27 protein-coding genes are annotated in these 25,432 nt (G+C 58.9%); 8 read left to right on the forward strand and 19 right to left on the reverse strand.

Features of this window, described 5'->3' with window-relative positions:
• Window position 1: 1 nt before the first annotated feature.
• The gene (locus tag ACTG2B_RS17315; protein WP_069526582.1) at window positions 2-823 is read left to right on the forward strand and encodes a symmetrical bis(5'-nucleosyl)-tetraphosphatase; all 822 of its coding nucleotides are present in this window, start codon (window positions 2-4) and stop codon (window positions 821-823) included.
• A 125-nt stretch (window positions 824-948) separates the two neighbouring features.
• On the opposite strand, the gene ACTG2B_RS17320 is transcribed toward ACTG2B_RS17315, so the two are convergent.
• The 3 genes from ACTG2B_RS17320 to ACTG2B_RS17330 all read right to left on the reverse strand — a co-directional run bounded on the left by ACTG2B_RS17320 (window position 949) and on the right by ACTG2B_RS17330 (window position 3,012).
• Window positions 949-1,449: a 2TM domain-containing protein gene (locus tag ACTG2B_RS17320; protein WP_021231934.1), complete on the reverse strand. Its 501-nt coding sequence runs from the start codon at window positions 1,447-1,449 to the stop codon at window positions 949-951.
• 123 nt (window positions 1,450-1,572) lie between these two features.
• Complete coding sequence (locus ACTG2B_RS17325; RefSeq protein ID WP_181269922.1) at window positions 1,573-2,019, reverse strand: bleomycin resistance protein; 447 nt, start codon at window positions 2,017-2,019, stop codon at window positions 1,573-1,575.
• 3 nt (window positions 2,020-2,022) lie between these two features.
• Window positions 2,023-3,012: a luciferase-like monooxygenase gene (locus ACTG2B_RS17330; protein ID WP_374810351.1), complete on the reverse strand. Its 990-nt coding sequence runs from the start codon at window positions 3,010-3,012 to the stop codon at window positions 2,023-2,025.
• 305 nt (window positions 3,013-3,317) lie between these two features.
• Here ACTG2B_RS17330 and ACTG2B_RS17335 point away from each other — a divergent pair, with 305 nt between their 5' ends.
• Complete coding sequence (locus ACTG2B_RS17335) at window positions 3,318-3,656, forward strand: hypothetical protein (RefSeq protein ID WP_101531091.1); 339 nt, start codon at window positions 3,318-3,320, stop codon at window positions 3,654-3,656.
• 84 nt (window positions 3,657-3,740) lie between these two features.
• Here the strand turns inward: ACTG2B_RS17335 and ACTG2B_RS17340 are convergent, their stop codons facing one another.
• The 4 genes from ACTG2B_RS17340 to rplU all read right to left on the reverse strand — a co-directional run bounded on the left by ACTG2B_RS17340 (window position 3,741) and on the right by rplU (window position 7,467).
• On the reverse strand, window positions 3,741-5,111 hold the full coding sequence (locus ACTG2B_RS17340) for a YjiH family protein (protein ID WP_439996503.1): 1,371 nt from the start codon (window positions 5,109-5,111) through the stop codon (window positions 3,741-3,743).
• Window positions 5,112-5,477: 366 nt separating this feature from the next.
• The gene (gene cgtA, locus ACTG2B_RS17345; RefSeq protein WP_005339026.1) at window positions 5,478-6,680 is read right to left on the reverse strand and encodes an Obg family GTPase CgtA; all 1,203 of its coding nucleotides are present in this window, start codon (window positions 6,678-6,680) and stop codon (window positions 5,478-5,480) included.
• Between the two features lie 200 nt (window positions 6,681-6,880).
• Entirely contained in the window at window positions 6,881-7,138 is a 258-nt protein-coding gene (rpmA, locus tag ACTG2B_RS17350) for a 50S ribosomal protein L27 (protein ID WP_005339028.1), read from the reverse strand.
• 17 nt (window positions 7,139-7,155) lie between these two features.
• Entirely contained in the window at window positions 7,156-7,467 is a 312-nt protein-coding gene (rplU, locus tag ACTG2B_RS17355) for a 50S ribosomal protein L21 (protein ID WP_005304210.1), read from the reverse strand.
• A gap of 242 nt (window positions 7,468-7,709) precedes the next feature.
• Here rplU and ispB point away from each other — a divergent pair, with 242 nt between their 5' ends.
• Window positions 7,710-8,681, forward strand: coding sequence for an octaprenyl diphosphate synthase (gene ispB / locus ACTG2B_RS17360; RefSeq protein ID WP_088870077.1), 972 nt, complete (start codon window positions 7,710-7,712; stop codon window positions 8,679-8,681).
• An 81-nt stretch (window positions 8,682-8,762) separates the two neighbouring features.
• On the opposite strand, the gene ACTG2B_RS17365 is transcribed toward ispB, so the two are convergent.
• From ACTG2B_RS17365 to ACTG2B_RS17415, 11 genes are all read right to left on the reverse strand, one after another.
• Complete coding sequence (locus ACTG2B_RS17365) at window positions 8,763-8,951, reverse strand: DUF2065 domain-containing protein (protein ID WP_111900703.1); 189 nt, start codon at window positions 8,949-8,951, stop codon at window positions 8,763-8,765.
• Between the two features lie 106 nt (window positions 8,952-9,057).
• Window positions 9,058-9,942, reverse strand: a complete 885-nt coding sequence (hflC, locus tag ACTG2B_RS17370; RefSeq protein ID WP_005339038.1) for a protease modulator HflC — start codon at window positions 9,940-9,942, stop codon at window positions 9,058-9,060.
• A gap of 3 nt (window positions 9,943-9,945) precedes the next feature.
• Window positions 9,946-11,097 carry an FtsH protease activity modulator HflK gene (gene hflK, locus ACTG2B_RS17375; RefSeq protein ID WP_005339041.1) on the reverse strand — a complete coding sequence of 384 codons (1,152 nt, stop codon included), beginning with the start codon at window positions 11,095-11,097 and terminating at the stop codon, window positions 9,946-9,948.
• Window positions 11,098-11,188: 91 nt separating this feature from the next.
• On the reverse strand, window positions 11,189-12,475 hold the full coding sequence (hflX, locus tag ACTG2B_RS17380) for a ribosome rescue GTPase HflX (RefSeq protein WP_005339043.1): 1,287 nt from the start codon (window positions 12,473-12,475) through the stop codon (window positions 11,189-11,191).
• A gap of 63 nt (window positions 12,476-12,538) precedes the next feature.
• A complete protein-coding gene (gene hfq, locus ACTG2B_RS17385; RefSeq protein WP_005339045.1) occupies window positions 12,539-12,802 on the reverse strand; it encodes an RNA chaperone Hfq in 264 nt (87 codons plus the stop codon).
• Between the two features lie 72 nt (window positions 12,803-12,874).
• Complete coding sequence (gene miaA / locus ACTG2B_RS17390) at window positions 12,875-13,804, reverse strand: tRNA (adenosine(37)-N6)-dimethylallyltransferase MiaA (protein ID WP_439996504.1); 930 nt, start codon at window positions 13,802-13,804, stop codon at window positions 12,875-12,877.
• Window positions 13,794-15,662: a DNA mismatch repair endonuclease MutL gene (gene mutL, locus ACTG2B_RS17395; RefSeq protein WP_439996505.1), complete on the reverse strand. Its 1,869-nt coding sequence runs from the start codon at window positions 15,660-15,662 to the stop codon at window positions 13,794-13,796. The genes miaA and mutL overlap by 11 nt, the downstream gene beginning before the upstream one ends.
• A 213-nt stretch (window positions 15,663-15,875) precedes the next feature.
• On the reverse strand, window positions 15,876-16,034 hold the full coding sequence (locus tag ACTG2B_RS17400; protein WP_202411275.1) for a hypothetical protein: 159 nt from the start codon (window positions 16,032-16,034) through the stop codon (window positions 15,876-15,878).
• A gap of 16 nt (window positions 16,035-16,050) precedes the next feature.
• Window positions 16,051-17,742: an N-acetylmuramoyl-L-alanine amidase gene (locus ACTG2B_RS17405; protein ID WP_439996506.1), complete on the reverse strand. Its 1,692-nt coding sequence runs from the start codon at window positions 17,740-17,742 to the stop codon at window positions 16,051-16,053.
• A 23-nt stretch (window positions 17,743-17,765) separates the two neighbouring features.
• Window positions 17,766-18,239 (reverse strand): tRNA (adenosine(37)-N6)-threonylcarbamoyltransferase complex ATPase subunit type 1 TsaE, encoded by a 474-nt coding sequence (gene tsaE / locus ACTG2B_RS17410; RefSeq protein ID WP_005339056.1) that lies wholly within the window; start codon window positions 18,237-18,239, stop codon window positions 17,766-17,768.
• Between the two features lie 10 nt (window positions 18,240-18,249).
• The gene (locus tag ACTG2B_RS17415; RefSeq protein WP_439996507.1) at window positions 18,250-19,761 is read right to left on the reverse strand and encodes an NAD(P)H-hydrate dehydratase; all 1,512 of its coding nucleotides are present in this window, start codon (window positions 19,759-19,761) and stop codon (window positions 18,250-18,252) included.
• A gap of 60 nt (window positions 19,762-19,821) precedes the next feature.
• Here ACTG2B_RS17415 and queG point away from each other — a divergent pair, with 60 nt between their 5' ends.
• Both queG and ppgK read left to right on the forward strand, forming a co-directional pair.
• On the forward strand, window positions 19,822-20,976 hold the full coding sequence (gene queG, locus ACTG2B_RS17420) for a tRNA epoxyqueuosine(34) reductase QueG (protein ID WP_439996508.1): 1,155 nt from the start codon (window positions 19,822-19,824) through the stop codon (window positions 20,974-20,976).
• A gap of 111 nt (window positions 20,977-21,087) precedes the next feature.
• Window positions 21,088-21,828, forward strand: a complete 741-nt coding sequence (gene ppgK / locus ACTG2B_RS17425; protein WP_439996509.1) for a polyphosphate--glucose phosphotransferase — start codon at window positions 21,088-21,090, stop codon at window positions 21,826-21,828.
• 104 nt (window positions 21,829-21,932) lie between these two features.
• Here ppgK and ACTG2B_RS17430 read toward each other — a convergent pair whose 3' ends face one another.
• Entirely contained in the window at window positions 21,933-22,388 is a 456-nt protein-coding gene (locus ACTG2B_RS17430; protein ID WP_439996510.1) for a hypothetical protein, read from the reverse strand.
• A 505-nt stretch (window positions 22,389-22,893) separates the two neighbouring features.
• Between ACTG2B_RS17430 and metN the strand changes: the two genes are divergently transcribed.
• Genes metN through metQ form a run of 3 tightly spaced genes read left to right on the forward strand, consistent with a single transcriptional unit; the run spans window position 22,894 to window position 25,397 of the window.
• Window positions 22,894-23,937 carry a methionine ABC transporter ATP-binding protein MetN gene (gene metN, locus ACTG2B_RS17435; RefSeq protein WP_421308708.1) on the forward strand — a complete coding sequence of 348 codons (1,044 nt, stop codon included), beginning with the start codon at window positions 22,894-22,896 and terminating at the stop codon, window positions 23,935-23,937.
• Complete coding sequence (locus ACTG2B_RS17440; RefSeq protein ID WP_439996511.1) at window positions 23,918-24,571, forward strand: methionine ABC transporter permease; 654 nt, start codon at window positions 23,918-23,920, stop codon at window positions 24,569-24,571. The genes metN and ACTG2B_RS17440 overlap by 20 nt, the downstream gene beginning before the upstream one ends.
• Before the next feature lie 25 nt (window positions 24,572-24,596).
• Window positions 24,597-25,397 carry a methionine ABC transporter substrate-binding lipoprotein MetQ gene (metQ, locus tag ACTG2B_RS17445; RefSeq protein ID WP_058057236.1) on the forward strand — a complete coding sequence of 267 codons (801 nt, stop codon included), beginning with the start codon at window positions 24,597-24,599 and terminating at the stop codon, window positions 25,395-25,397.
• The last annotated feature ends 35 nt before the right edge of the window (window positions 25,398-25,432 follow it).

A 25,432-nucleotide genomic window follows, 5' to 3' on the forward strand; every position in this document is an offset into this window, starting at 1 on the left:
CATGGCGAACTGTTTTGTCGGTGACATCCAGGGCTGTTACGACGACTTGCGCCGTCTGCTGGATCTTGCCACGTTCGATCCCGAAAATGACGTGCTCTGGCTCTGCGGCGATCTGGTCGCTCGCGGCCCGGACTCCCTCAATACCCTGCGTTTTGTCAAAGGGCTGGGCAACCGCGCCGTCACCGTGCTCGGTAACCACGACCTGCACCTGCTGGCGGTCGCCGATGGCGTTGCACCGCTCAAGAAGAAAGACAAGCTGCAAAGCCTGATGGATGCCCCTGATCGGGATGAACTGCTGGAGTGGCTGCGCCACCGCCCACTGCTGGCCGAACATCCGGATCTCCCCATCATGATGGTGCATGCCGGGATCTCCCCCGCATGGGATGTCCGCACCGCGCGCAACTGCGCCCGCGAGGTAGAGAGCCTGCTGCGCGGTGACCAGTACAGCTGGCTGCTGCACAACATGTACGGCGACCAGCCCGATGGCTGGAAAGATGATCTGGTCGGGATCGACCGCTACCGCTACATCATCAACACCTTCACCCGGATGCGCTTCTGCTATTTCGACGGTCGTCTCGACTTCAAATGCAAGAAGGGCCCCAAGGAGTCGACCCCGGGCCTGCGGCCCTGGTTCGAGCAGCGCGAGCATCACGTGGACGACCCCATTCTGGTGTTCGGCCACTGGGCAGCCCTGATGGGCAACACCGGCAAGAGCGATATCAAGGCGCTCGATACCGGATGTGTCTGGGGCAACAGCCTGACCCTGTGGCGCTACGAGGATGATGCGCTGATCGCCACCCCCTGCCCGGTCCACGCCAGCTAGGGGTAGCACTGCAATCAGGCGGTCGCGATCGCTGCCGCACGGATTGCCACAACCCGTTCCAATAACAAAGCCCGGCAATCTGCCGGGCTTGCTGTTTTAGGTTCCCTGTTTTCCGGCGAATGAAGTTACAACTTGCGCCCCAGCCGCTTCTCGATCTGGCGCCTCTCCCACTCGGGGCCAAACAGCTTGAAGGGCTGAAACACCCGAACAGCATGGGAGGCAAGTCCCAGCCCCCAACCCAGGGTTGGCCACCAGGCCCAGATGTACTCGGGATTGCTCAGGTAGTTGATGACAAACAGCCCGCAGATCACCACCACGTAGCTGGCGACATGGTGATAGAAGCCCTTGAGCTCCTCCACATAGCGCATTGCCGCCCGCTCCTCTGCCGATACCTGCACCGCATCCTGACCCATAGTGTCACTTCCTCTCATCTCGCGCTCCTGTTGCTCTGATCCATCCAGTTGAGCCACATCGAGTTCAAAGACGGCGGCCAGGGCCTTGAGAGATTCCAGTCCGGGTTGCTGCCCCTGCTCGATCCGCTGGATAGTGCGGACACTCAAACCAGTCAACGTTGCCAACTGATCCTGAGACCAACCCCGTTGCAATCTCAACTTCCTGACGATCATCTCGAACTCCTTGTGGTAATTGACAGGACCAGCATAGGGCTTGCGCCGCGAAAGGTGACACGACAGATAGCCGACATACATCTGACAGTCCTTTAAAATCAGATGGTTAAGATTTTGATCTTGTCAGTCAGCCGCTCGTTCCCCCAGATATTGCACAAACCGTAACAGATAACCATCGGGATCCTGCAGCAAAAATTCGCGCTGCCCGGCCAGCATCTCGCCCACTGGATACCAGACCTCAGTGGGCTGCCGGAAAAGTGCAATCTCGGCGGCCTGCAAGCGGTCGAGTAGCGGCTGGATCTCGGTCAGCTCCATCTGCAGATTGATCCCCCGACCGAACGGTGGCTCCAGCGCCCCGACCTGCCAACCCGCCGGATGTACCTGCTCCAGCATCAGTTGTACCTGTTGCTGCTCAAGATAAGCAAAAGGAGGGTCATCGCGCCGATAGCGGACCGAGAAGCCCAACAAACCGGTATAGAAAACCAGAGCTCGAGCCAGATCGGTAACAGACAGCTCCGGTACCATGGGATTCCAATACACCTCATCCACCGCGACAGTAGGGTTCGTCATGGCTTACAGGCTCTGCATCAGCTCGGCGGCAATTTCAAAGGAGCGCAATCGGGCCTGATGATCGACGATGGGCCCATTGAACATCAGCTCATCGGCACGGGTTTCCGCCAGCAGCGCCTTGAGGCCATGACGAACCTGCTCCGGGTTGCCCACCAGAGAGCGGGCCAGGGTCTGCTCCATCGCCATCAGCTCACGGGGTGCCCACTCGTCACCAAGCTGGACGACCGGCGCGGGCAGCTTGCCCGCATCACCGCGATGAAGGCGCAAGAACTGCTGCTGCACGGTAGTGAACTGGAAGCGGGCCTCCCGCTCACTGTCGGCGGCGATCATGTTGATGCAGACCACCGCATGGGGCTTGGGCCAGCGAGCGGAGGGGCGATACTGGCTGCGGTAGATCTCCAGCGCCTGCAGCAACATGGCGGGCGCGAAATGGGAAGCAAAACCGAACGGCAAGCCCATCGCCGCTGCAAGTTGCGCGCTGTAGAGGCTGGAGCCCAGCAGCCAGATGGGCAGATGCAATCCCTGACCGGGCACCGCCTGCACCACGCCGATCTCGTCGCCAAAGTAGCTCATGAGCTCGCGCACATCGGCCGGGAAATCATCCACCTCGCCACTACGCATACGCCGTAGCGCCCGCATGGTGCGCTGATCGGTACCGGGGGCGCGGCCAAGGCCAAGGTCGATGCGGTCGGGATAGAGAGAAGCCAAGGTGCCAAACTGTTCGGCAATCACCAGCGGCGAGTGGTTCGGCAGCATGATGCCACCCGCGCCGATCCGCAGAGCGGTGGTGGCTTCGGCCAGATGGCCGATCAGCACCGAGGTGGCGGCACTGGCAATGCCCGGCATGTTGTGATGTTCGGCCAGCCAGTAGCGCTGGTAACCCCAACCCTCGGCATGGCGGGCAAGATCCCGTGAACGACGAAACGACTCGGCAGGCACGGAACCTTCGGCAACAGGCACCAGATCGAGCACGGAATAGGGGATGGCAGACATGGGTCACTCCATTGATTTACAGACCAGTAACAAGTGGGGCAATGTAGCACGGGATACCTGAATGAATCACTATCTCCTGCCACACTCTGCCTGCCAAGTGGCAGCAATCGAACGGAACAAATCTCAGGCAATTATTGTTTGAATGCTCATCCTGCTGGCCGCGCAAGCCCGGGGGTGGATCATATTTTCTTACATTTGCGGGCTGGCCTGAGCGCCCCCGGCTGGTTATAACGGTGCCCCTATAGCGAAGGGGGAGCAACAGACTCCCCCTCACTCTTTGTCACACCACACTGTTCAGGTTATCTATGTCAAAACATCTCGTTCTGCTGGGCGCGCTGACGCTTTCCGGTTGCGCCCTGTTGTCTCCTCCCGCCCCCACCGTCACCCCGGTGCACCTTGCCGATCCCAGCCTGCGTGGCTTCTACATCGAGTGCAGCAGCATGAAAGCCTGCTTCCAGCAGGCCAACCAGACCTGCCCGCAAGGTTACAAGGAGACCGACCGCCGCCAGCAGACGCTCTACAGCACCCAGTATCTGGGGGGAAGCTATGACGACGAAAAGAAGGTCTACAAAGCAGCCAAGCCCTATCGCATCGCCAACACGGTCCACTCCCTGACTATCCAGTGTCCTGTCACTACAGGCTGAGCCAACCGAAGGGGTACTCTCTCCCGTTACTGCGAAAAAGAAAACGGTCAACCGAGGTTGACCGTTTTTCACTGCGCAGCGCCCTTAGAACAGCAGGTGTACCACCCCGGCAATAACCGGCAAGGTAACCAAAGTACGCAGCAGGAAGATAACGAACAGTTCCCACAGCTTGACCGGGATCTTGCTGCCCAGCAGCAGGGCGCCCACTTCCGACATATAGATCAGCTGGGTTACCGACATGGCGGCAATCACGAAGCGGGTCATGTCGCTCTCGATGGTCGAGGCCAGCACCGCCGGAATGAACATGTCGGCAAAACCGACCATGATGGTCTTGGAAGCCGCTTCCGCCTCCGGCAGTTGCAGCAGCTCCAGCAAGGGGACGAACGGGGCGCCAAGCCAGTTGAAGATAGGGGTATGTTCGGCCAGCATCAGGGCACAGGTACCTATCGCCATCACCACCGGCAGCACGCCAAACACCATATCCAGTGCATTCTTCACCCCTTCCCGCGCGACGGCGCCGAGATCAGTCATGCTGTCAGCCTTGGTCAGGGCACGCTCGAAACCATAGCTCATCACGCTGTGCTGGTGTGGCACGGCTTCCTGCTTGCGGCACAGGGGGGTGCCATCGGCATAGATGTCCTTTTTCCAGCAGAGCGGTGGCAGACGCGGCACCACGATGGCGGCGACCACCCCCGCCAGACAGACGGTCAGATAAAAGGGAACGAACATGTGCTCCAGCTTCACCTGGGAGATCACCACCAGACAGAAGGTGATGGAGACCGCAGAGAAGGTGGTGCCAATCACCGCAGCTTCACGCTGGGTGTAGAACTTCCCTTCGTACTGCTTGCTGGTCAGCAGGATGCCGACGCTGCCATCGCCAAGCCAGGAGGCAAAGCAGTCCACTGCGGAGCGACCCGGCAACCGGAAGACAGGACGCATGATGCGGGTCATCATGGTGCCGACAAATTCCAGCAGCCCGAAATCGAGCAGCAACGGCAGCAGCAGGCCGGCAAAAATGAAGACTGAAAACAGCACCGGCAGCAGATCGTTGAGCACAAGTCCACCGGTTGCGCCGGAGTAAAGCACCTCTGGCCCCACCTGGAAGAAGGTCAGCAACACGAAGATACCGCCCAATACCCGCACGCAGGCCCAGAAAGGGGAGACATTAAACAAGCTGTTGAGGAAAGGACGACGCACCAGAATCGCTGGCTTGAACAGCCAGGCAATCAGCGTCATCAGCATGGTGGTGGTGATCACCGCACTGACCATGGCGACCAGATAATCGGCAAAAACGCGCTGTACCAGCTTGGCCAGCACGGCCACCGGGATGGTGACGTTACCGTCATAGACGACCGGCGTCATGAACAGCAGGATCCCGATAAGTGACGGAACCAGAAACATCAACAAGTTACGGCGAGTATTGACCGCAGGTGCTTCGAGACTCTTTTCCAACATGATATGACTGCCCTAATGTTACTTTTCCCTAGCCCGGCCAACCTGCGTATTCATGCATTAACCGGCAAAACGGGCGCAAGAATACTCTAAAAAAATGCACAAACAAGCCCTTAAGGCAGAAATTTGCGCATAAATATCTCCACGGGCAAACCTTCCATTAAAACAATAAGATACAGCGGCGCATATCGATTCAATCGACATCGCCAGATGATTGTTTCGTTATTGTTAATTTTGGTGGGCAGTATAATCGGTTATCAGTAGCAGGCAATAAGTGACATCACAAATATACCTAATGAGTTGCTGCTCGATAGACATAAAAAAACCGGAGCCTGTTCAGGCTCCGGTTTTCAATGAGAGTGACGGGGATCAGTCACGGACGTAGATGACTTCAACGCCATCATCTTCGTCGTCATCCCAATCGTCATCATCAAGCCCTTCATCGAAGGCAAGAGAGGCAGCCAGTGCTTCCGCTTCAGCCTTGGCCAACTGGTTCTTGTGGTAGTCGTCCCACTTGAACTCCACCTTCTCGATGGCGTCTTTGGCATCTTCCGCCAGCTGACGGGGCATGGTATCCAGCAGATCCAGAATGTCGTAGCAGACCTTCTTGGTGCCTTCCTTGCTGATGGCAGTGATGGCATAGACCGGACCTTCGTGGTTCAGGGCCGCCTTGACGCGATCCATCACCTCCTGGGCTTCTTCCTCCAGGATCAGATCCATCTTGTTGAACACCAACCAGCGCGGCTTGCCAGCCAGTTCAGGGCTGTACTTCTCCAGCTCCTTGACGATGGTCACGGCATTTTCAGCAGGATCGGAGCCATCAACCGGGCAGATATCCACCAGGTGGATCAGCACGCGGCAACGCTCGAGGTGTTTCAGGAAGCGGATACCCAAGCCTGCGCCTTCGGCTGCGCCTTCGATCAGACCCGGGATATCGGCGATCACGAAGGAGCGGGAGTTCTCGCCACGCACCACACCCAAGTTCGGTACCAGGGTAGTGAAGGGGTAATCAGCTACTTTCGGGCGAGCCGCAGAAACGGCGCGAATAAAGGTAGACTTGCCTGCGTTGGGCAGACCCAGCATGCCGACATCGGCCAGCAGCAGCAGCTCCAGCTTCAGAGTACGCACTTCACCCGGAGTACCATTACTCTTCTGGCGGGGAGCACGGTTGACGGAGCTCTTGAAGCGGGTGTTACCCAGACCATGGAAACCACCTTTGGCAACCAGCAGCTTCTGCTCGTGGTGGGTCAGATCCCCCAGCAGTTCACCGGTATCTTCATCGGTCGCTCGGGTACCGACCGGCACGCGCAGGATCTTGTCCTTGCCGCGGCGACCGGTACAGTTGGCGCTCTGGCCATTCTCACCGCGCTCGGCAGCATGGAAACGTTCGAAACGGTAGTCGATCAGGGTATTTAGGTTCTCGTCGGCGATCAGATATACGTCGCCACCGTCACCGCCGTCACCGCCATCCGGACCACCGTTGGGAATATATTTTTCACGGCGAAAGCTTACACAACCGTTACCACCGTCACCGGCATCGACTCGAATCTGGACTTCATCAACAAACTTCATAGGTAACCGTCACCTTAATTCGAAAAACCGATACGCAATTATAGTGGTACAGACCCCTGCGGGCGATACGCATCTTGCCAATCATGCCCCTCAGAGCCAAAGTCAGCTGCGTTCCGTTTTTTCGTCAACGACATCAGAAAGACGTCAGAAAAACAAAAGCCCCGCCTGTTGGCGGGGCTTCGGATCCTTGCGGTCCGTAATTACTCAGCAACGATGCTAACGTACTTACGATTCAGCGGACCTTTAACTTCGAACAGGATTTTACCAGTCGCGGTAGCGAACAGGGTGTGATCCTTGCCCAGACCAACGTTGGTGCCAGCGTGGAACTTAGTACCACGTTGACGAACGATGATGCTGCCAGCCAGAACTGTTTCGCCGCCGAAACGCTTCACGCCCAGGCGTTTAGCTTCAGAATCGCGACCGTTGCGGGATGAACCGCCAGCTTTTTTGTGTGCCATTTATCGGACTCCTCTAATTAAGCGCTGATGCCAGTGATTTTGACTTCAGTGAACCACTGACGGTGGCCCGCTTGCTTACGATGGTGCTTACGACGACGGAACTTGACGATAGTCACTTTCTCGCCACGGCCGTGAGCCACAACTTCAGCTACAACCTTGCCACCTTCAACGAAAGGAGCACCTACTTTAAAAGTGTCGCCTGCAGCAACCATCAGAACTTCGTTGAAGTCGATGGTAGCGCCAGTCTCAACGTTCAGCTTTTCCAGACGAACGATTTGACCTTCGGCCACACGGTGTTGTTTTCCGCCGCTTTGGAATACCGCGTACATTTGATTAACTCCGTAAAGGCATGTCTTTTGCTCAAGGCTAGACATGCGCAAAAACCTATAACAATGGGCGGGCATTCTACGCAAATCGATCTGCTCAGGCAAGGCCAATTTAGCAAAAAGTTTATTTTGTGCGCATATCTGCCGCCGTGGATAAACGCCTAACTGTAACCCATTGTGAAATCGTGTAGAATCCCTGCCATTACTAAAATCGCAGTTATTGCTGCTGTCACGTTACGAGACTTATGGACCAACAGACTATCCGTGCGCTCTGTGCCGCCGACATGACGGCGGTCAATGAACTGATCCTGGCCCGACTCCAGTCCGACGTTAGTCTGATTAATCAGCTGGGTTTCTACATTGTCAGCGCCGGCGGGAAACGGATGCGCCCCATGCTGACCGTGATGGCTGCGCGTGCGCTGGGCTATGAGGGTGAGGATCACCTGAAACTGGCCGCCATCATCGAATTCATTCACACCTCTACCCTGCTGCATGACGACGTGGTCGACGAATCCGACCTGCGCCGTGGCCGGGAGACCGCCAACGCCATGTTTGGCAATGCCGCCAGCGTACTGGTCGGTGACTACCTTTATAGCCGCTCCTTCCAGATGATGGCCGAACTCTCCAACCTGCGGGTGATGGAGATCCTCTCGGATGCCACCAACACCATCGCCGAAGGGGAAGTGTTGCAGCTGATGAACTGCAACGACCCGGATACCACCGAAGAGAGCTACATGACGGTCATCTACTGCAAGACCGCCAAACTGTTCGAGGCCGCTACCCGGCTCGCCGCCGTGCTGACCCATCAGCCCGAGCCCGTCGAACAGGCCATGACCGATTACGGCAAGTATCTGGGCACCGCGTTCCAGATCATCGATGACGTGATGGACTACTGCTCCCAGAGCGAAGAGATGGGCAAGAACGTCGGCGACGATCTGGCCGAAGGCAAACCGACCCTGCCGCTGCTGCGCGCCATGGAAGTGGGTACGCCGGAAGAGCGCCAGCTGGTGCGCGATGCCATCGAGCACCGCAACGGCATGGAGCATCTTGAGCAGATCCTCGGCATTCTCGACCGCACTGGCGCGCTGGAGTACTCCCGCATGCGTGCCAGGGAAGAGGCCGACAAGGCCATTGCCGCCCTCGCTATCCTGCCTGACACCCCGCACAAACAGGCGCTGGAAACACTGGCCCACATGGCCGTGCAGCGCAGTGCCTGAGTAAACGACATGGATGAAAAAAGAGGCCTTCGGCCTCTTTTTTATTGTCTGCTATCTGCTGGACAGTGTATTGCGCCAGACTCAGCGACTCAGCATCCAGAGGATCACGCTACCTGCCACCACTAGCGAGCCGCCGATACGGCGCAACTGCTCCGCAGGCTGATCGCTAAGCAGCCGCAACATCTGCTGCCATGCCCTGGGCATCAACAACGGGCCTAGCCCCTCGAACAACAGCAGCAATCCCAACCCCATCAGCATGGATGTCAGCATCCGATCTCCTTCAATGCAACCAGCCCCTCGGGTCAACGGCTGGCATTGGCACCAAAAACAAAAAGGGTCTGACAATGCAGACCCTTTGAATGTGACCTCGTGGCGATTACTGCTTGGTGCCGTGAGGAGACTTGAGGTAACGGAAGAACTCGCTGTCCGGCTTCAACACCATCAGGTCGTTACCACCGGCGAAGCTCTTGCGATAGGCCTCCATGCTACGCACGAAGCTGAAAAACTCGGGGTCTTTCTTGTAGCTGTCGGCATAGATCTTGGCGGCTTCCGCATCCCCTTCACCACGCAGTTGGCGAGCGTTACTCTCGGCGTCGGCGATCATGACGGTTACCTTGCGGTCGATATCGGCACGCAGGATTTCAGCCTTCTCGCGACCCTGAGAGCGGTGCTCACGGGCGACTGCGGTACGTTCGGCACGCATCCGTTGGTAGATGGAGTTGGAGACTTCCACCGGCAGGTTGATCTGCTTGATCCGCACATCCACCACCTTGATACCGAGCTCGGAGGAGCGCGCCATCTTCTTCAGGGCATCTTCCATCACGGTACTGCGCTCACCGGAGACGATATCCTTGATGGTGCGGTTACCGATCTCGGAACGCAGACCGTTGTTGATCTTGCGCTTGAGCAGATCTTCAGCCTGCAGCTTGTTGCCACCACCGGTTGCCAGGTAGTACTTGGAGAAGTCCTCGATCTTCCACTTCACGTAGGAGTCGATGATCAGGTCTTTCTTCTCGGAGGTGACAAAACGGTCGGCCTGGCTGTCAATGGTCTGGATGCGGGCATCCATCTTGCGAACCTGGTCGATGAGCGGCACCTTGAAGTGCAGGCCCGGCTCATAGAGGCGGGGTTCACCGGAGTCAACCCGCTTCACCTTGCCAAACTGCACCACAATCCCCTTCTGACCTTCATCAACGATAAAGACAGAGGAGAAGCAGACCATGGCCGCGACAGCGATTGCACCAATAGCTAGCTTTTTCATCTATCAGTTTCTCCCTGAGCTGAAGCGGTCACCGCTACGCAGCGGCATTGTCGGCGTAGAGTTGGCACCCTCGTTGGAAACGGGGACCTGCTCTGTGACCGGGGCGACAGTGGCACGATCAGACTGGGCTGCTTTCGGCTTGCCAGACAGCTTGTCGAGCGGCAGGTAGATCATGCTGTTGTTGCCAGCCGGCATGTCGACCACCACCTTGTTGGCCTGCTGATAGAGCTCTTCCATGGTTTCCAGATAGATACGCTCACGGGTCAGCTCGGGGGCAGCCAGATACTGGGGCAGCAGCTCGTTGAAGCGAGCAACTTCACCCTGGGCTTTCAACACGATCTGGGACTTGTAAGCTTCCGCTTCCTGCTCCAGACGCTTCACCTGGCCACGGGCCTTGGGCTCCACTTCACGGGCATAGGCTTCTGCTTCACGAATGAAACGCTGTTCATCTTCCTGAGCGGAGATGGCGTCATCAAACGCGTCTTTCACCTCTTCCGGCGGACGCGCCGGCAGGAAGTTGACGTCGACGATCTGCAGACCCATCTGGTAAGGCTCGATGATGCCATCGATCACCTGCCAGGTCTCCTGACGCACCTTCTCACGACCGGTAGTCAGGACGTCATCCATCCGGGTATGACCCACCACGTAGCGCAGGGCGCTATCGGTGGCCTGACCCAGACTCTCGTCGGCATTGGTCACGCTGAACAGATACTGCTCGGGATTGACCACACGGTACTGCACGTCCATCTCGACCCGTACCACGTTCTCATCCTGAGTCAGCATGAAACCGGAGGCAGGCAGGGAGCGCACAGACTCGACGTCCACCGGGATCACCTGATCGATAAAGGTCGGCTTCCAGCGCAGGCCCGGCTCGACAATATGGGAAAACTTGCCAAACCGCAGCACGGCACCACGCTCCGCTTCGCGAATGGTGTAGAAGCCGCTGACGACCCACACCACCACAGCCACAACCAGCGCGATGGAGATACCAAAGCGACCTACATCGCCGCCAGATTTGCCGCCACCAAACAAGCCACCGAAACGGCGACTCACTTTGCGCAGCATTTCATCCAGATCAGGGGGTCCCTGATTCTTGCCGTTATTCCCCCAAGGGTCACGGTCTTTGCCGTTGTTACCAGGCTCATTCCAAGCCATCAGCGTCTCCATTAATACATGCGGATGGATATCATCTCTATCGGGCCATCATACGTTGCGAAGCCCCTAAGGGTTCACCTTCATCAACGAATCAATGCCTGATAAAGCGTTGTAAACTCTCACCTTCCTGTTTCACGAGGCGGTTCCAGTCGGCCACTTGCAAGCGGACTTCCAGCACGAAATCACCCTCCTCGCTAAAACCTTCCTGCTCAATCCCTTTCAGCTGATAGAGCGCACTGCGCAATCTCGCGGCAGAAGGAGGCAACTGCAGGGTGTGATGCACCATGGAGCCAGCCAGCAATTCGGTCAGCGCCGTAAACAGATGCTCACAACCTTCACCGGTCTGGGCCGACAACCAGACGCGCAACGGGCGCCCCTCGTCATCTCGCTCCAGACCTGCCGGACGATCCGCCAGCTTGTCGATCTTGTTGCAGATCATCAGCTGGGGCCTGTCATCGGCTTCGATCTCGGCGAGCACCTGCTGCACGGAGTCGATATTCTCCTGCATCTGCTCATCGGCACAGTCCACCACATGCAGCAGCAGATCCGCTTCACGGGTCTCCTGCAGGGTCGCCTTGAAGGCCGCGACCAGATCATGGGGCAAGTGTCGAATAAATCCAACTGTATCCGCCAAAATCACATCACCCACATCCCGGATCACCAGTTTACGCAGGGTGGGATCCAGAGTTGCGAACAATTGGTCGGCAGCATACACGCTGGCAGCTGTAAGTTGGTTGAACAAAGTGGACTTTCCGGCGTTGGTGTAACCAACCAGTGACACCGTCGGCACTTCGTTGCGATTGCGGGCGCGGCGTCCCTGCTCCCGCTGCTTGGCCACCTTGTCGAGCCGACGCAAAATCGCCTTGATGCGTTCCCGCAGCAGACGTCGGTCAGTTTCAAGCTGGGTTTCACCCGGGCCACGCAGACCGATCCCGCCCTTTTGACGTTCAAGGTGGGTCCAGCCTCGCACCAGACGAGTGGAAAGATGGCGCAACTGGGCCAGTTCGACCTGCAGTTTACCTTCGTGGGTACGGGCGCGCTGGGCAAAGATATCGAGGATCAGGCCGGTTCGGTCCACCACCCGGCACTGGAACAGACGCTCCAGGTTGCGCTCCTGGGCAGGGGTCAGGGCATGGTTGAAGATGACGACGTCGGCATCCAGCATCTGGACTTGGGACGCGATCTCTTCAGCCTTGCCACTGCCGACAAAAAATTTGGCACTGGGCGCACTGCGACTGGTGGTAATTACCCCCAGCGCATTGACTCCGGCCGAGCTCACCAACATCTTGAGCTCTTCCAGATCCTCCCGCTCACCCTCATCACTGAAGTTGACATGCACCAGAACGGCCTGTTCGCCAGCTTCATAACGGTCAAACAAGCGCTTGCTCCTTAACAGGAATCATGATGAATCTGAGTTGGCGAGTCGACTCGCCCAGGGATATCACGCCTCGGCATCACCCTGTTCATCAGCCGCGCCACCCGGAGTGGGCTGGTGATGATTGACGGCACGGGCCGGTACGACAGTCGAGATGGCGTGCTTGTAAACCATCTGGCTCACGGTGTTTTTCAGCAGGATAACAAACTGGTCAAAAGACTCGATCTGACCTTGCAGTTTGATGCCGTTCACCAAATAGATAGAAACAGGAATCCGCTCACGGCGCAGCGCATTCAAAAACGGGTCTTGGAGAGATTGCCCCTTAGCCATTTTTCTTTTCCTTATAGTTTGTTGTTTTTAAACACCGAATATCAATATAACAACCTGATTATACAGGGAGTGTCAAGCCGCACCAGCGCGAGCAAGCACGCGGTCGAGATTGCCAGACTCACCAGATTCCAACCAGGTCACGTCGGGCCAGCCGCGCAACCAGGTCATCTGTCGTTTTGCCAATTGGCGTGTGGCAACAATGCCACGATAACGCATCTCATCATACCCCACTTCATCGCACAGGTAGTCCCACATTTGGCGATAACCCACACAGCGAATGGAGGGGAGATCCGGGGTCAGATCGCCGCGCGCCATCAGCGCACGAACCTCCTGTTCAAAGCCACCTTGCAGCATCTTGTCAAAGCGCTGTTCGATCCGCTGATGCAGCACGGCGCGATCGCTCGGGGCGATGGCAAACTGCAGCACCCGATAGGGCAAGCCCTCCCCCTGCACCTGCGTCAGCTCGGTAAGGGTCTTGCCGCTGATGCGGTAGACCTCCAGCGCCCGAGAGAGTCGCTGCGGGTCATTGGGGTGAATTCGCGCTCCTGCCACCGGGTCGATGCGTACCAGCTCATCGTGCAGCGCCTGCCAACCGAGGCGGGCAGCCTCTTCCTCAATCCCGGCTCGAATGGCGGGATCGGCGGAGGGCAGCGGGGACAATCCCTCCAGCAGCGCCTTGAAATAGAGCATGGTGCCGCCTACCAGCAGCGGAATGCGGCCACGGTCGGCGATCTCTTTCATCTCCCGCAGGGCATCCTTGCAAAAATCGGCTGCCGAATAGCTCACAGCAGGATCAAGAATATCGATCAGCCGGTGCGGGGCCCGCGCCAGCTCATCGGCAGTCGGCTTGGCCGTACCGATATCCATGCCGCGATAGATCAGCGCAGAATCGACGCTGATGATGTCGCAGGGCAGCGCCTGGCACAGTTCAATGGCGAGATCCGTCTTGCCGGAGGCCGTCGGCCCCATCAGAAAAATTGCGGTCGGCAAGTCACTCGCCATGTTCAAACTCCTCCAGCACGGTCGCCAGCGAAAGGGGGCGCACCATGCGAATGTCTGCCAGTTGGTCACTGAAATCGGTCACAAGTTCCGTCAGCAGACGACTGGCAGTTGAAAAATCGTATATCTTCTCGCGGCTTATCCCCTGCTCCACCAGCCATTGGCATAATACTTCAGCCTGCTGACCAGCATCACTGTCAGATCCGCCCTCGATAATTTGCAGCAATTCGGGTAACAGACGCACCAGATCGGTCTGGCGCAGCAGAGCCGGCACCCGAGTCAGGATCATGGTGTCGCGCCCCCCGCTTTTCAACTCCAGCCCCATCCGTTTCAGCAAACGTTCCTGCTCGGTCACCAGCGCGATCAAATTCTTCGGCAATTTGAAGGAGACCGGCAGCAACAGCGGCTGGGCCGCCAGTCCCTGGCCCCAGGTCTCCAGCAGCCAGTGGCGTAGCAGCACCCGCTCGGCGCGTACCAGCGAAAGCAGGGCCAGCTGCTTATCCCACTCGATCAACAGGTAGGCCTGCTCCACCAGTGTCAGGGCACGACATCCCCCCTGTTTGGGTGACGGCACTGTATCGGTGGGCTGCACAGGAGCAGCCTCAGTTGCGATAGGCAGCGTAGTGAGCAGAGCGCCCATGCCGCGCATCGCCTCCCGACTCGGCGGCTCAGGTGGTTGATAATTGCTGGCTCGACCTGCACCACCACCGTTCCCTTCCCGCACCTGTGCAGGTGCCCGGTAGCTGTGCTCGGCACCGTACCACTCCGGGCGTGGCGCCTGACCGGGATATTCAATCTGCGGACTGACCGGCAACTCGACCAGGGTTTCGGCCAGCGGCGCGTCCTGATGAGCGGCGCTGACTCCTTCGCGGCGCAGCGCGGTAAACAATGCCTGAAAGATAAAGTCGTGGATCAACCGCGCCTGATGGAAGCGCACCTCATGCTTGGCCGGGTGGACGTTGACATCCACCTGACGGGGATCCAGCTCGATATAGAGCACATAAGCGGCGAAGCGGTCGGGAGGCAGCAACTCGTCATAGGCCTGACGAATGGCGTGGTTGATGAGCTTGTCGCGCATCATCCGGCCGTTGACATAGGTGTATTGCAGATCGTTTTGCGGTCTTGCCCCCTCCGGAGTCGCCAGCCAGCCCCACAGCCGCACGTCGCTATGCTCGCTCTCCACCGCCAGCGCATGGTGCATGAAGGGGGTGCCGCAAACGGCGGCGAGACGTCGCTCCTGCTCCGGCACGGTATTGGCGGCCTTGTACTGGCGCACCACCTTGCCATTGTGGCGCAGGATCAGGGTGGCATCGAAGCGGGAGAGCGCGATGCGGCGCACCAGCTCGTCGATATGGGCAAACTCGGTCTTTTCACTGCGCATGAACTTGCGCCGCGCCGGGGTATTGAAGAAGAGATCCACCACCTCCACTGTGGTGCCCACAGGATGGGCCGCCGGCTTGATGGTGACGCTCATCTCCCGCCCTTCCGCCTGGGCTTGCCAGGCTTCGGACTGCTCGGCGGTACGGGAGGTGAAGGTGAGACGGGAGACCGAGCTGATGGAAGCGAGCGCCTCGCCACGAAAACCGAGGCTGTTGATCCCTTCCAGATCATCCAGCGTGGCCACCTTGGAGGTCGCATGACGCGACAGCGCCAGCACCAACTCATCTTTGGCGACGCCACAGCCGTTGTCACGGATGCGGATCAGCTTGGCGCCCCCCTTGTCGATGTCGATCTCGACCCGGTCGGCCCCCGCATCCAGGCTGTTCTCCACCAGCTCTTTCACCACAGAAGAGGGCCGCTCCACCACCTCTCCGGCTGCAATCTGGTTGGCCAGAATGGGTGGCAAAATACGGATCGGCATCATTTACTCCTGAATTTCAATCTTGCGGATAGAGAGCCGTTCCACCACCTCTCCACCAACCGGAATCTGGTTGGCCAAGATAGGGGGCAATATACGGATCGGCATCACTTACTCCTGAATTTCAATCTTGCGGATAGAGAGCCGTTCCACCACCTCTCCACCAACCGGAATCTGGTTGGCCAGGATAGGGGGCAATATACGGATCGGCATCACTTACTCCTGAATTTCAATCTTGCGGATAGAGAGCCGCTCCACCACCTCTCCACCAACCGGAATCTGGTTGGCAAGGATAGGGGGCAATATACGGATCGGCATCACTTGCTCCTGAATTTCAATCTTGCTGATGGTATTCGCTAACAGCGGGAGCGGCATCACCCGCTCCCGAGCGTCAGTTTTGCGGAATGTAGAGCACCTGCCCTACCTGAATATTCCGCGACTTGAGCTTGTTGATCTCTACCAGCCGTGCCTGACTCACCCCATGTTTCTCGGCAAGGCGAGAGAGGCTCTCGCCCCGCTTGACCACATGGCGGATCATCTGCGACTTGTCGTCACTGCGAACGGGGGCGGTAGCTCGGCTCTGCCCCTGCTGAGGGATATAGATAGTCTGACCGATCTGAATATCCCGGCTGCGCAGCTGGTTGATCTCCACCAGAGTGGACTGACTCACTCCATGCTTCTCGGCAAGGCGAGAGAGGCTCTCGCCCCGTTTGACCACATGGCGGAGCATCCGCGATTTGTCATAGTCCCCCACACTGCTGACCGGTGCACCGCTCTCTTGCGCTGCCGCCGAGTAAGGCTTGATCACCCCGGCGCCAGAGCCGCTCCCAGCACCGCCGTCGCGGGCGGTGGCGGGCATCTTGTTGGTCACCACCGGCTGCGACTGTGTCTGCCTGGGCTGGCTCACCGGCTGCCGGGCTACCGGTGCAGGGCGAGTGGTCGCGACAGGTTGGCTCACCTGCCCCTTGCCGGTCAGCATGGCCCCCTTGGTCGGGTGGGCGCGGTAGTAGTTGCGGATCCCCTCGAAGATGGCGCGGGCCAGCTGGTCCTGATAGCTGGCGGTAGCCAGCAGCTTCTCTTCCGCATGGTTGGAGATAAAGCCTGTTTCCACCAGCACGGATGGAATATCCGGCGCCTTCAGCACAGCCAGACTGGCGTGCTCCGGCGCCTTCTTATGCAGTCGGGCAACCTTGCCCATGGAGCGCAGGATCTGGCGGCTGACGTCATACCCTTCGGCACGGGACTTGTCCATGGAGAGGTCGAGGAAGGTCTGTGCCAGATAGGGGTTGGGATCGGATTCCGCCAACACCTTGCCGACACCACCCAGCAGCTCGCCCTGCTTCTCTTGCTTCTCCAGCCAGCTACCCATCTCGCGGTTGGCACGGTTGGTCGACAAGACCCAGACCGAGGCACCACGCGGAGTCGAGTTATGAAAACTGTCTGCATGGATAGAGACCAGCAGATCCGCCTTGGCCTTGCGGGCGATCTCGGAGCGCTTGTTGAGATCGACGAAGTAATCGCCACGACGGGTCATCACGGCGCGCATCCCCGGTTCACGGTCGATCAGTGCAGCCAGCTTCTGGGAGACCGCCAGCGTGACCCGCTTCTCGTAGGTACGACGCGGGCCGATGGAGCCTGGGTCTTCCCCGCCGTGGCCCGGGTCGATGGCAATCACCACCCCCTTGCCCTTGCCACCGACAGGCGTGGATTGCACTGCTGCCGCCGAGCGCTTCTCTTCATAGGGAAGGTCGATGACCAGACGGTGGCCATAGGGCCCGGCTGGCGCCAACGGAAAGACCACCGGCTTGATGGCGGAGCTTAGATCCATCACTAGCCGCAGACCGCCCTTCTCCAGCGGAGTACTCTGGCGGATCTTGCGCACCAGTTCGCTGTTGTTCTCGATCCGCGCCAGATTGGCGGCGTTGCTCGCCCCTTTCAGATCGATCACCAGCCGATCCGGGCCGGTGAGGGTGAAATAGTTGAAGTTGGGGGCGCTGCTCATATCGAGCACCACCCGGGTGTTATCCGGTGATGGCCAGATTCGTACGCTCTTGAGCTGATTCGCCCAGGAGGGTAACGCCATCAAAGAGAGAGCAATAACAAGGATCAAGCGCACGTAGATGACAACCGTTCCAGAATGGCTTCGCCAATAGCAGTGCGGGCCTCTATCAGAACCTCGCGCTGCTCGCCTACATAAGTGAGGGTAATTTCCAGGTCGGGAGCCGGTAACCAGCCCTCGCCCTTCTCGGACCACTCCACCAGACAGAGAGTGTTGGCGGCAAAATAGTCCCGAATGCCCATGAATTCCAGCTCTTCCGGATCTGCAAGGCGATAGAGATCAAAATGGTAGACCTGCCAGCCATCGAGCTCATAGGGTTCGACCAAGGTGTAAGTCGGGCTTTTTACCTTGCCCTGATGGCCAAGGCCCTGCACCCAGCCGCGGGTCAGGGTGGTTTTACCGGCGCCAAGCGTGCCATGCAAAAACACTGTGGTCGCCTGCTGGCAAGCCTGTGCCAGACGGCCACCCAGTGCCACGGTTGCTGCCTCGTCCGGCAGTGTCATCATCAACTGTTTTGCCATGTTCTTCTTTTTAACTTGTAATGGTGTCGGGATTAACCAGTTTGCGGATCAGCGGCAGCAAGTCTGACGCCAGCATGCCCCGCTCGCCGTCAGCGGCGGCCTGATCTGCAGCCTCGCCGTGGATCACTGCGCCCAGCCAGCTTGCCATGGTGGCAGACCAGCCCTGGGCCAAAAGGGCGGCGATTATACCAGATAACAGATCGCCCATCCCGCCACTTGCCATGCCGGGATTGCCTTCACAACAGAGAGCGACCCGCTCGCCGTCATAAATAAGTGTTCCCGCCCCTTTTAACAACACCACACCGCCATAACGCCGCTGCAGCGCCTGCACGGCGGCAAACCGGTCTGTTTCAATCTCGGCAATGGTGCATCCCAGCAGGCGCGCCGCTTCGCCGGGATGGGGCGTGAGCACCCAATTATCCTGATGGCGGGGAGATTGCGCCAGCCAATTCAATCCATCGGCGTCCAAAACCAGTGGCAGCCGATCGGTGAGATAACGAGCGATTTGCGCTCTTCCCCACTCATCCTGACCGAGCCCGGGGCCAATGACCCGCACCGACGCCCACCCCTCGTCATCTGCGGTAGTGAGACTCATCAGTTCGGGTTGATAGAGGCTGACCGGCGGATGTTCCGGATGCTGACATACCCGCACCAGCCCGGCCCCCGCCCGCAGGCAGGCGCGGGCCGCCAGCACGATGGCCCCCTGCATGCCGCGATTGCCCCCCACCAGCAGTACCTTGCCATAAGAGCCCTTGTGGGAAGCGCGCGGGCGCGGGGTCAGCTGCGTGCAGAGCTGCGGATAATCGATACGCCAGGCGGCGGGCGAAATAGCATCATCTGGCGTCACGCCAAGGGGATCACAGTCGAGCTGGCCGACACAATCCACCCCGTCGCCGGTGAGCATCCCCTGCTTGATACCGATAAAGGTGAGGGTGCGAGTGGCCTGCACCACGGCCCCCATGGCACGGCCGGTATCGCCGTTGAGGCCGGAGGGGAGATCCACCGCCAGCACGGGCACAGCCAAGCCATTGATTGTTGCGACGATCTTTGTCAGTAGTGGCGAGAGGGACGTGTTGACGCCGGTGCCAAGCAGGGCATCGACCACCAGCTCCGGGGTGGAGTGCTGGTCCCCATAAAACTGTTCGGCCAGCCAGACCCGGCCACCGGTCGCCAGCCACTCATCGGCGGCCCGTCTGGCATCCCCCTTCAACTGGTCAGGTGCTCTGGCGGCAATCACCACCACCTCGATGCCAATCTGGCGGGCAAGGCGGGCCAGCACATAGCCATCACCGCCGTTATTACCGGGGCCGACGAAAATCCACCAGCAGCGACTGTCGGGCCAATGCAGAGTGGCATAGGTGCGGAGCGCGGCACCGGCTCGCTCCATCAGGGCATAGAGAGGTTGCCCCTCACGCGCGGCCCAGTTGAGCTCCAGTGCGCGGATCTGTTCAGTCTGCCACAACCCCTGTGGTAAACTGCCCCCCTCTTTTGTGCCCAACGCGCCCCTGATGATCTCTACCATGACGGCTCCCGCCTCTTATCAATCGACCCACGCCAGCAAACACCGGCCAGGCCAAGCCGCATGAGCGCACCTGACTTCCACCAGCTGGCTCACGATATCAAGCTCTGGGCACGGGAGCTAGGATTTGACCAGGCGGGCATCACCGACACCGATCTGCGCATCGAAGAGCCGAGATTGCAGGCCTGGCTGGATGCGGGCTATCACGGTAGCATGGATTACATGGCGCGCCACGGCATGATGCGCGCGCGCCCCCACGAGCTGCTGCCGGGCACGGCGCGGGTGTTGTCGGTGCGGATGAACTACCTGCCGTTCGAGGCGGGTTTTGCCGCCACCCTGCGCGATCCGACTCTCGGCTATATCAGCCGCTATGCTCTCGGCCGCGACTACCACAAGGTGCTGCGCAACCGGCTCAAACAGCTGGGTGATCGCATCGAAGCGCGCTGCGCCGAGCTGTTTCAAGGCACTGCTGACACTCAGGGGGAGTGGCGCCCCTTCGTCGACTCCGCCCCCATCCTCGAGCGGCCACTGGCAGCCAAGGCGGGCCTCGGCTGGGTTGGCAAACACTCACTGCTGCTCAACGAATCGGCCGGCTCCTTCTTCTTTCTCGGAGAGCTGTTGCTCAACCTGCCGCTGCCGCTCGACCAGCCAGTGGAGAAGGCGCTGTGCGGCAAGTGCGTCGCCTGCATCAACATCTGCCCGACCGGCGCCATTGTCACCCCCTATGTGGTGGATGGCCGCCGCTGCATCTCCTATCTCACCATCGAGAATGACGGCCCAATTCCGGAAGAGTTCCGGCCCCTGATGGGCAACCGCATCTACGGCTGCGACGACTGCCAGCTTATCTGCCCCTGGAATCGCTACGCAGATGCCAGTCCGGAACCCGACTTCAGCCCGCGCCCCAGCCTGCACCGCCCGCCCCTGCTGGCGCTGTGGCGCTGGAGCGAGAACGACTTTCTCAAACAGACCGAGGGGAGCCCAATCCGCCGCATCGGCTATCAACGCTGGCGCCGCAATCTGGCGGTGGCCCTTGGCAATGGCCCGGCGACCCCCGAGGTGATCGCCGCCCTGCAACAGGAACTGACCACCGCCGACCCCATGGTGGCCGAACATATCGAATGGGCGCTGGCCACCCTTGCACTGCGCCAGGATGAAGAGAACAAGAAAACCCGTTTGCTGATCCGCTGCATCGAAAAAGGTTTGCCGGATCACGCATAAGTGATCTGCCCCTTGCCGGATTGCAGCACTTTTTTCATGCTCTGCCGACCTGCTGTGCCCATAACAACGTGGTCACTGCAAACGGGTCGGCACACAACAAGGACAACACAGATGCATATGTTGGGAGTGGATATTGGAGGCTCAGGGATCAAGGGCTGTCTGGTGGATACCAAAACCGGCGAATTGATTGGCGAGCGCCATCGCATTGCCACACCGCAACCGGCCACCCCGGCCGCCATCGCCCATACCCTCAAGGCGCTGGTCGAACACTTCGACTGGAAAGGGCCAGTGGGCTGCGGCTTTCCTGCCACCATCCACAACGGGATTGCCAAGAGTGCCGCCAATATCGACAAGAGCTGGATTGAGACCGATGCCGAACATCTGTTTACCGATGTCACCGGCAAACCCTGCTACGTGCTGAATGATGCCGATGCGGCGGGTCTGGCCGAGATGCGCTTTGGCGCCGGCAAGGATCGCAAGGGGGTCATCATCCTCATCACGGTCGGTACCGGCATCGGCACCGCCATCTTCGTCAACGGCCATCTGCTGCCCAACACCGAGCTGGGTCACCTGATGCTGGAAGGAATGGTCGCCGAGCACTACTGCTCCGATGCGGTGCGCAAGCGGGAAGATCTCTCCTGGAACCGCTGGGGCAAGCGCTTCAACAAGTATCTGGCCCGCCTCGAGTTTCTCTTCTCCCCTGATATGTTCATTCTGGGGGGCGGCAGCGCAGCCAAGCTGGAGAAGTTTGTCGATCGCATCGAGACCCGGGCGCCACTCATTCCGGCAGCAAGTCTCAATCAGGCGGGCATTATCGGGGCCGCACTCTACGCGGCCGAGCAGCAGGGCTGACCGACGTTCACTGCAAGTCAGCAGATACCAATGGAAAGGGCCCGGCACTGCTGCCGGGCCCTTTTGTTTGGCCGTCCTCTTGCGTGTTTGGTGCTTATCACCCGCTACATGTCGTCGAGTCGGTGCACTCCGTGCACCAGTCGGGTCAGGCGGGTCTGCTCCAGCCCGGCCAGATTCTCGAGCAAAGCGGTGGTGGCCGGTGTCGGGCACTCCCGGGCCAGATGGCTCAGCTCGCCCACCAGTTGCTCTTCCCAACGGCATACCTGAGTGACGATATCCTGGGTCTGGACTGATGCCGGCAGCTCGAAGCGGGTAATGGCAGGCAGCATGTCCTCGCTGAAACTCTGGTTCAGCCAGGTCTCCCTGACCGCCTCTCCCAGTTGAGCGGCATATTCGTGCAGATGGGCACTGGCCGCATCCTCACGCCCTTGCAGATAGACCAGCAACATCCGGCTGCGTTCGCTGTCCACCTGACTGGTCAAACGCCCGTAACAGAGTCCGAGCTGGTGGTGAACCTGTTCAAGATAGTGCAGCAACTCTTTGATCTGTAGGAATCTCATCGCACTGCCCTCCATGCTTGTCGACATCATCAGTATAAAAAATCGGCGCCACCGACCCAATCCCTACCCGAGCCCTCCTTGCGCTGCATCAAGGTTGACCCCGACAAAGTGGCGGTCAGGTGCTCCGGCCGCGAATAGGGAACGATTTGTGCAGCAATTTGTGCAACGATGGAGGAGCATCAGGCTCAATAGCCGATGTGGACAGATACAGGCTGACACACTAATAAAACCAGCATTTACCCGATATAAACCATCTTTAATTCGGCCATGTACCGCAGGGACGAAACAGGATCTGGAAGAGCATCAATACCATCCTGATCGTTATCTGCCTGACAGAAATCCCTATCAGCTTTTTAGACGTCTAGACGTAAAAACATGCGTTGACATGGCCATCCAGACATCTTAGCATCATCCTCCATGATGACAGAGTAACCCAGTGAAACCTCTGCCCAATTTCCCCGCCTGTAGCGCCCTGTGCTTTAAGGCTGTTAGCACGGAAGAATCCATGATTAAGTTGATCGGTCTCAACAAAGTCTACGGTACAGGCAGTGACGCCGTGCACGCCCTGCGTGATGTGAGTCTGCATGTACCCCAAGGCAAAATTTTCGGGGTGATCGGTGCCTCCGGTGCCGGCAAGAGTACCCTCATTCGTTGTGTCAACCTGCTGGAGCGCCCGACAGAGGGTCAAGTCATCGTTGATGGCCAGGATCTGGTCGCCCTGAGCGAACGGGATCTGACCCAGGCTCGCCGCCAGATCGGGATGATTTTCCAGCACTTCAACCTGCTTGCCTCCCGCACCGTGTTTGCCAACATCGCCTTTCCGCTGGAGCTGGCAGGCTGGAGCAAAGAGAAGATCCAGCAACGGGTTGCCGAGCTGCTGGCGCTGGTCGGGCTGGAAGCCCGTGCCCAGGCCTATCCGTCCGAGCTTTCCGGCGGTCAGAAACAGCGCGTCGCCATTGCCCGCGCACTGGCACCGGCCCCCAAGGTGCTGCTCTGTGACGAGGCTACCTCGGCCCTCGACCCGCAAACCACCCGCTCGATCCTGACCCTGCTCAAGGAGATCAACGTCAAGCTGGGGCTCACCATCCTGCTCATCACCCACGAGATGGATGTGGTGAAAGGGATCTGTGACGAAGTGGCCATCATCAGCGACGGCCGTCTGATCGAACAGGGCGAAGTGGCCTGGTTCTTCAGCAATGCCAAGACCCAGCTGGCCCGTGACTTCATCCACTCCACCATCCATCTGGAGGTACCGCAGGAGTATCAGGAACGGATGAGCAGCGAGCGGGTGCCGGGCAGTTATCCGCTGGTGAAGCTTGGCTTTACCGGCAGCACGGTCGATACGCCGCTGATCTCCGAGGCGAGCCGCCGTTTCAATATCGACATCAGCATTCTGAGCGCAGACATCGAATACGCAGGTGGCGTCAAATTCGGCTTCCTGCTGGCCGAGCTGTTCGGGGATGAAGCCCAGTGCGAGGCGACCCAGCAGTTCCTTATCGACAACCACATTCAGCTGGAGGTAATGGGTTATGTCCGAAGCCATGATTAATCTGCTCATCACGGCCCTGAGCGACACCCTGATCATGGTGTTTGCCTCCGCCCTGTTCGGCTGCCTGCTGGGCCTGCCGCTCGGCGTGGCGCTGCATGTGACCAAAGGGGGCCAGATCCTGGCTAACCCCTTGCTCAACCGCACCCTCGGCATGGTGGTCAACGTGGGCCGCTCGGTGCCCTTTATCATCCTGCTGGTCGCCATCATTCCGCTGACCCGCTTGATTGTCGGCACCAGTATCGGCACTATCGCCGCTATCGTGCCACTCACCATTGGCGCAGTGCCCTTTATCGCCCGGTTGGTAGAAGGCGCCCTGATGGAGGTGCCGGACGGCCTGCTGGAAGCGGCCAAGGCGATGGGTGCCAAGCCGTTGCAAATCATCACCAAGGTGCTGCTGCCCGAGGCCCTGCCCGGCATCCTCAACAGTGTCACCATTACCCTCGTCACTCTGGTGAACTACTCGGCCATGGCCGGGGCCATCGGTGGCGGTGGTCTGGGGGATGTGGGTATTCGTTATGGTTATCAGCGCTTTGACCCGACCGTCATGCTGGTGACCGTGGTTATCCTGGTAGTACTGGTTCAACTTATCCAGAGCGCGGGTGAGCGCCTGGTCAACAAATGTGATCATCGTTAATCGTCGATTTCTGACAGGAGGTTTTATGAAATTTGGCATCAAATCCGTTGCGGCTGCCCTGCTGGCTGGTCTGGTTCTGGCCGGTTGCGGTCAAAAAGAAGAGAGCAAGGTTCTGAAAGTGGGCGCTATTGCCGGCCCGGAGACCGAACTGGTTGAAGTGGCTGCCAAGGTAGCCAAAGAGAAATACGGTCTGACAGTCGAGGTGGTCAACTTCTCCGACTACGTCACCCCGAACGTGGCGCTGAACGATGGCAGCATCGACGTCAACGCTTTCCAGCACAAACCCTATCTGGATGCACAAGTGCGTGATCGCGGCTTCAAGCTGATTCCGGTTGGCAACACCTTTGTCTACCCGATCGCCGGTTACTCCAAGAAGATCAAGGCGCTGAGCGAGCTGCAAGATGGCGCCCAGATCGCGGTACCGAACGATCCGACCAACCTGGGCCGCTCCCTGATCCTGCTGGCCAAACAGGGTCTGATCACCCTGAAGGATGGCGCCGGTCTGGAAGCCACCGTGCTGGATATCGCCAGCAACCCGCGCAACTTCAAGATTGTCGAGCTGGAAGCAGCCCAACTGCCGCGCTCGCTGGAAGACGTGGACTTAGCCATCATCAACAACACCTTCGCCGGTCAGATTGGTCTGACCCCGACCGAGAACGGCCTGTTTGTTGAGGACAAAGAGTCCCCCTACGTCAACCTGATCGTCGCCCGCGACAACAACAAGGATGACGAGAAGGTCAAACAGTTCGTACAAGCTTTCCAGACCGATGATGTCTACAAGAAAGGTCTCGAGCTGTTCAAAGGCGGCCTGGTAAAAGGTTGGTAATTGCTCACTCGGCAAAAAAGGCCACGCAATGCGTG

The organism is Aeromonas sp. 30P, from assembly GCF_051919805.1.
Lineage (GTDB): Bacteria > Pseudomonadota > Gammaproteobacteria > Enterobacterales > Aeromonadaceae > Aeromonas > Aeromonas veronii.

Coding starts and splice junctions, on each gene's coding strand:
- ACTG2B_RS17330 (WP_374810351.1), bottom strand. CDS start 3,012: ATGTCTGCCATCCCCTATTCCGTGCTCGATCTGGTGCCTGTTGCCGAA.
- ACTG2B_RS17340 (WP_439996503.1), bottom strand. CDS start 5,111: ATGTTGGAAAAGAGTCTCGAAGCACCTGCGGTCAATACTCGCCGTAAC.
- metQ (WP_058057236.1), top strand. CDS start 24,597: ATGAAATTTGGCATCAAATCCGTTGCGGCTGCCCTGCTGGCTGGTCTG.
- ispB (WP_088870077.1), top strand. CDS start 7,710: ATGGACCAACAGACTATCCGTGCGCTCTGTGCCGCCGACATGACGGCG.
- ACTG2B_RS17415 (WP_439996507.1), bottom strand. CDS start 19,761: ATGGTAGAGATCATCAGGGGCGCGTTGGGCACAAAAGAGGGGGGCAGT.
- rpmA (WP_005339028.1), bottom strand. CDS start 7,138: ATGGCACACAAAAAAGCTGGCGGTTCATCCCGCAACGGTCGCGATTCT.
- ACTG2B_RS17325 (WP_181269922.1), bottom strand. CDS start 2,019: ATGACGAACCCTACTGTCGCGGTGGATGAGGTGTATTGGAATCCCATG.
- metN (WP_421308708.1), top strand. CDS start 22,894: ATGATTAAGTTGATCGGTCTCAACAAAGTCTACGGTACAGGCAGTGAC.
- cgtA (WP_005339026.1), bottom strand. CDS start 6,680: ATGAAGTTTGTTGATGAAGTCCAGATTCGAGTCGATGCCGGTGACGGT.
- hfq (WP_005339045.1), bottom strand. CDS start 12,802: ATGGCTAAGGGGCAATCTCTCCAAGACCCGTTTTTGAATGCGCTGCGC.
- ppgK (WP_439996509.1), top strand. CDS start 21,088: ATGCATATGTTGGGAGTGGATATTGGAGGCTCAGGGATCAAGGGCTGT.
- queG (WP_439996508.1), top strand. CDS start 19,822: ATGAGCGCACCTGACTTCCACCAGCTGGCTCACGATATCAAGCTCTGG.
- ACTG2B_RS17400 (WP_202411275.1), bottom strand. CDS start 16,034: ATGCCGCTCCCGCTGTTAGCGAATACCATCAGCAAGATTGAAATTCAG.
- ACTG2B_RS17430 (WP_439996510.1), bottom strand. CDS start 22,388: ATGAGATTCCTACAGATCAAAGAGTTGCTGCACTATCTTGAACAGGTT.
- ACTG2B_RS17440 (WP_439996511.1), top strand. CDS start 23,918: ATGTCCGAAGCCATGATTAATCTGCTCATCACGGCCCTGAGCGACACC.
- mutL (WP_439996505.1), bottom strand. CDS start 15,662: ATGCCGATCCGTATTTTGCCACCCATTCTGGCCAACCAGATTGCAGCC.
- hflC (WP_005339038.1), bottom strand. CDS start 9,942: ATGAAAAAGCTAGCTATTGGTGCAATCGCTGTCGCGGCCATGGTCTGC.
- ACTG2B_RS17335 (WP_101531091.1), top strand. CDS start 3,318: ATGTCAAAACATCTCGTTCTGCTGGGCGCGCTGACGCTTTCCGGTTGC.
- tsaE (WP_005339056.1), bottom strand. CDS start 18,239: ATGGCAAAACAGTTGATGATGACACTGCCGGACGAGGCAGCAACCGTG.
- ACTG2B_RS17320 (WP_021231934.1), bottom strand. CDS start 1,449: ATGATCGTCAGGAAGTTGAGATTGCAACGGGGTTGGTCTCAGGATCAG.
- miaA (WP_439996504.1), bottom strand. CDS start 13,804: ATGGCGAGTGACTTGCCGACCGCAATTTTTCTGATGGGGCCGACGGCC.
- ACTG2B_RS17315 (WP_069526582.1), top strand. CDS start 2: ATGGCGAACTGTTTTGTCGGTGACATCCAGGGCTGTTACGACGACTTG.
- rplU (WP_005304210.1), bottom strand. CDS start 7,467: ATGTACGCGGTATTCCAAAGCGGCGGAAAACAACACCGTGTGGCCGAA.
- hflK (WP_005339041.1), bottom strand. CDS start 11,097: ATGGCTTGGAATGAGCCTGGTAACAACGGCAAAGACCGTGACCCTTGG.
- ACTG2B_RS17405 (WP_439996506.1), bottom strand. CDS start 17,742: ATGGCGTTACCCTCCTGGGCGAATCAGCTCAAGAGCGTACGAATCTGG.
- ACTG2B_RS17365 (WP_111900703.1), bottom strand. CDS start 8,951: ATGCTGACATCCATGCTGATGGGGTTGGGATTGCTGCTGTTGTTCGAG.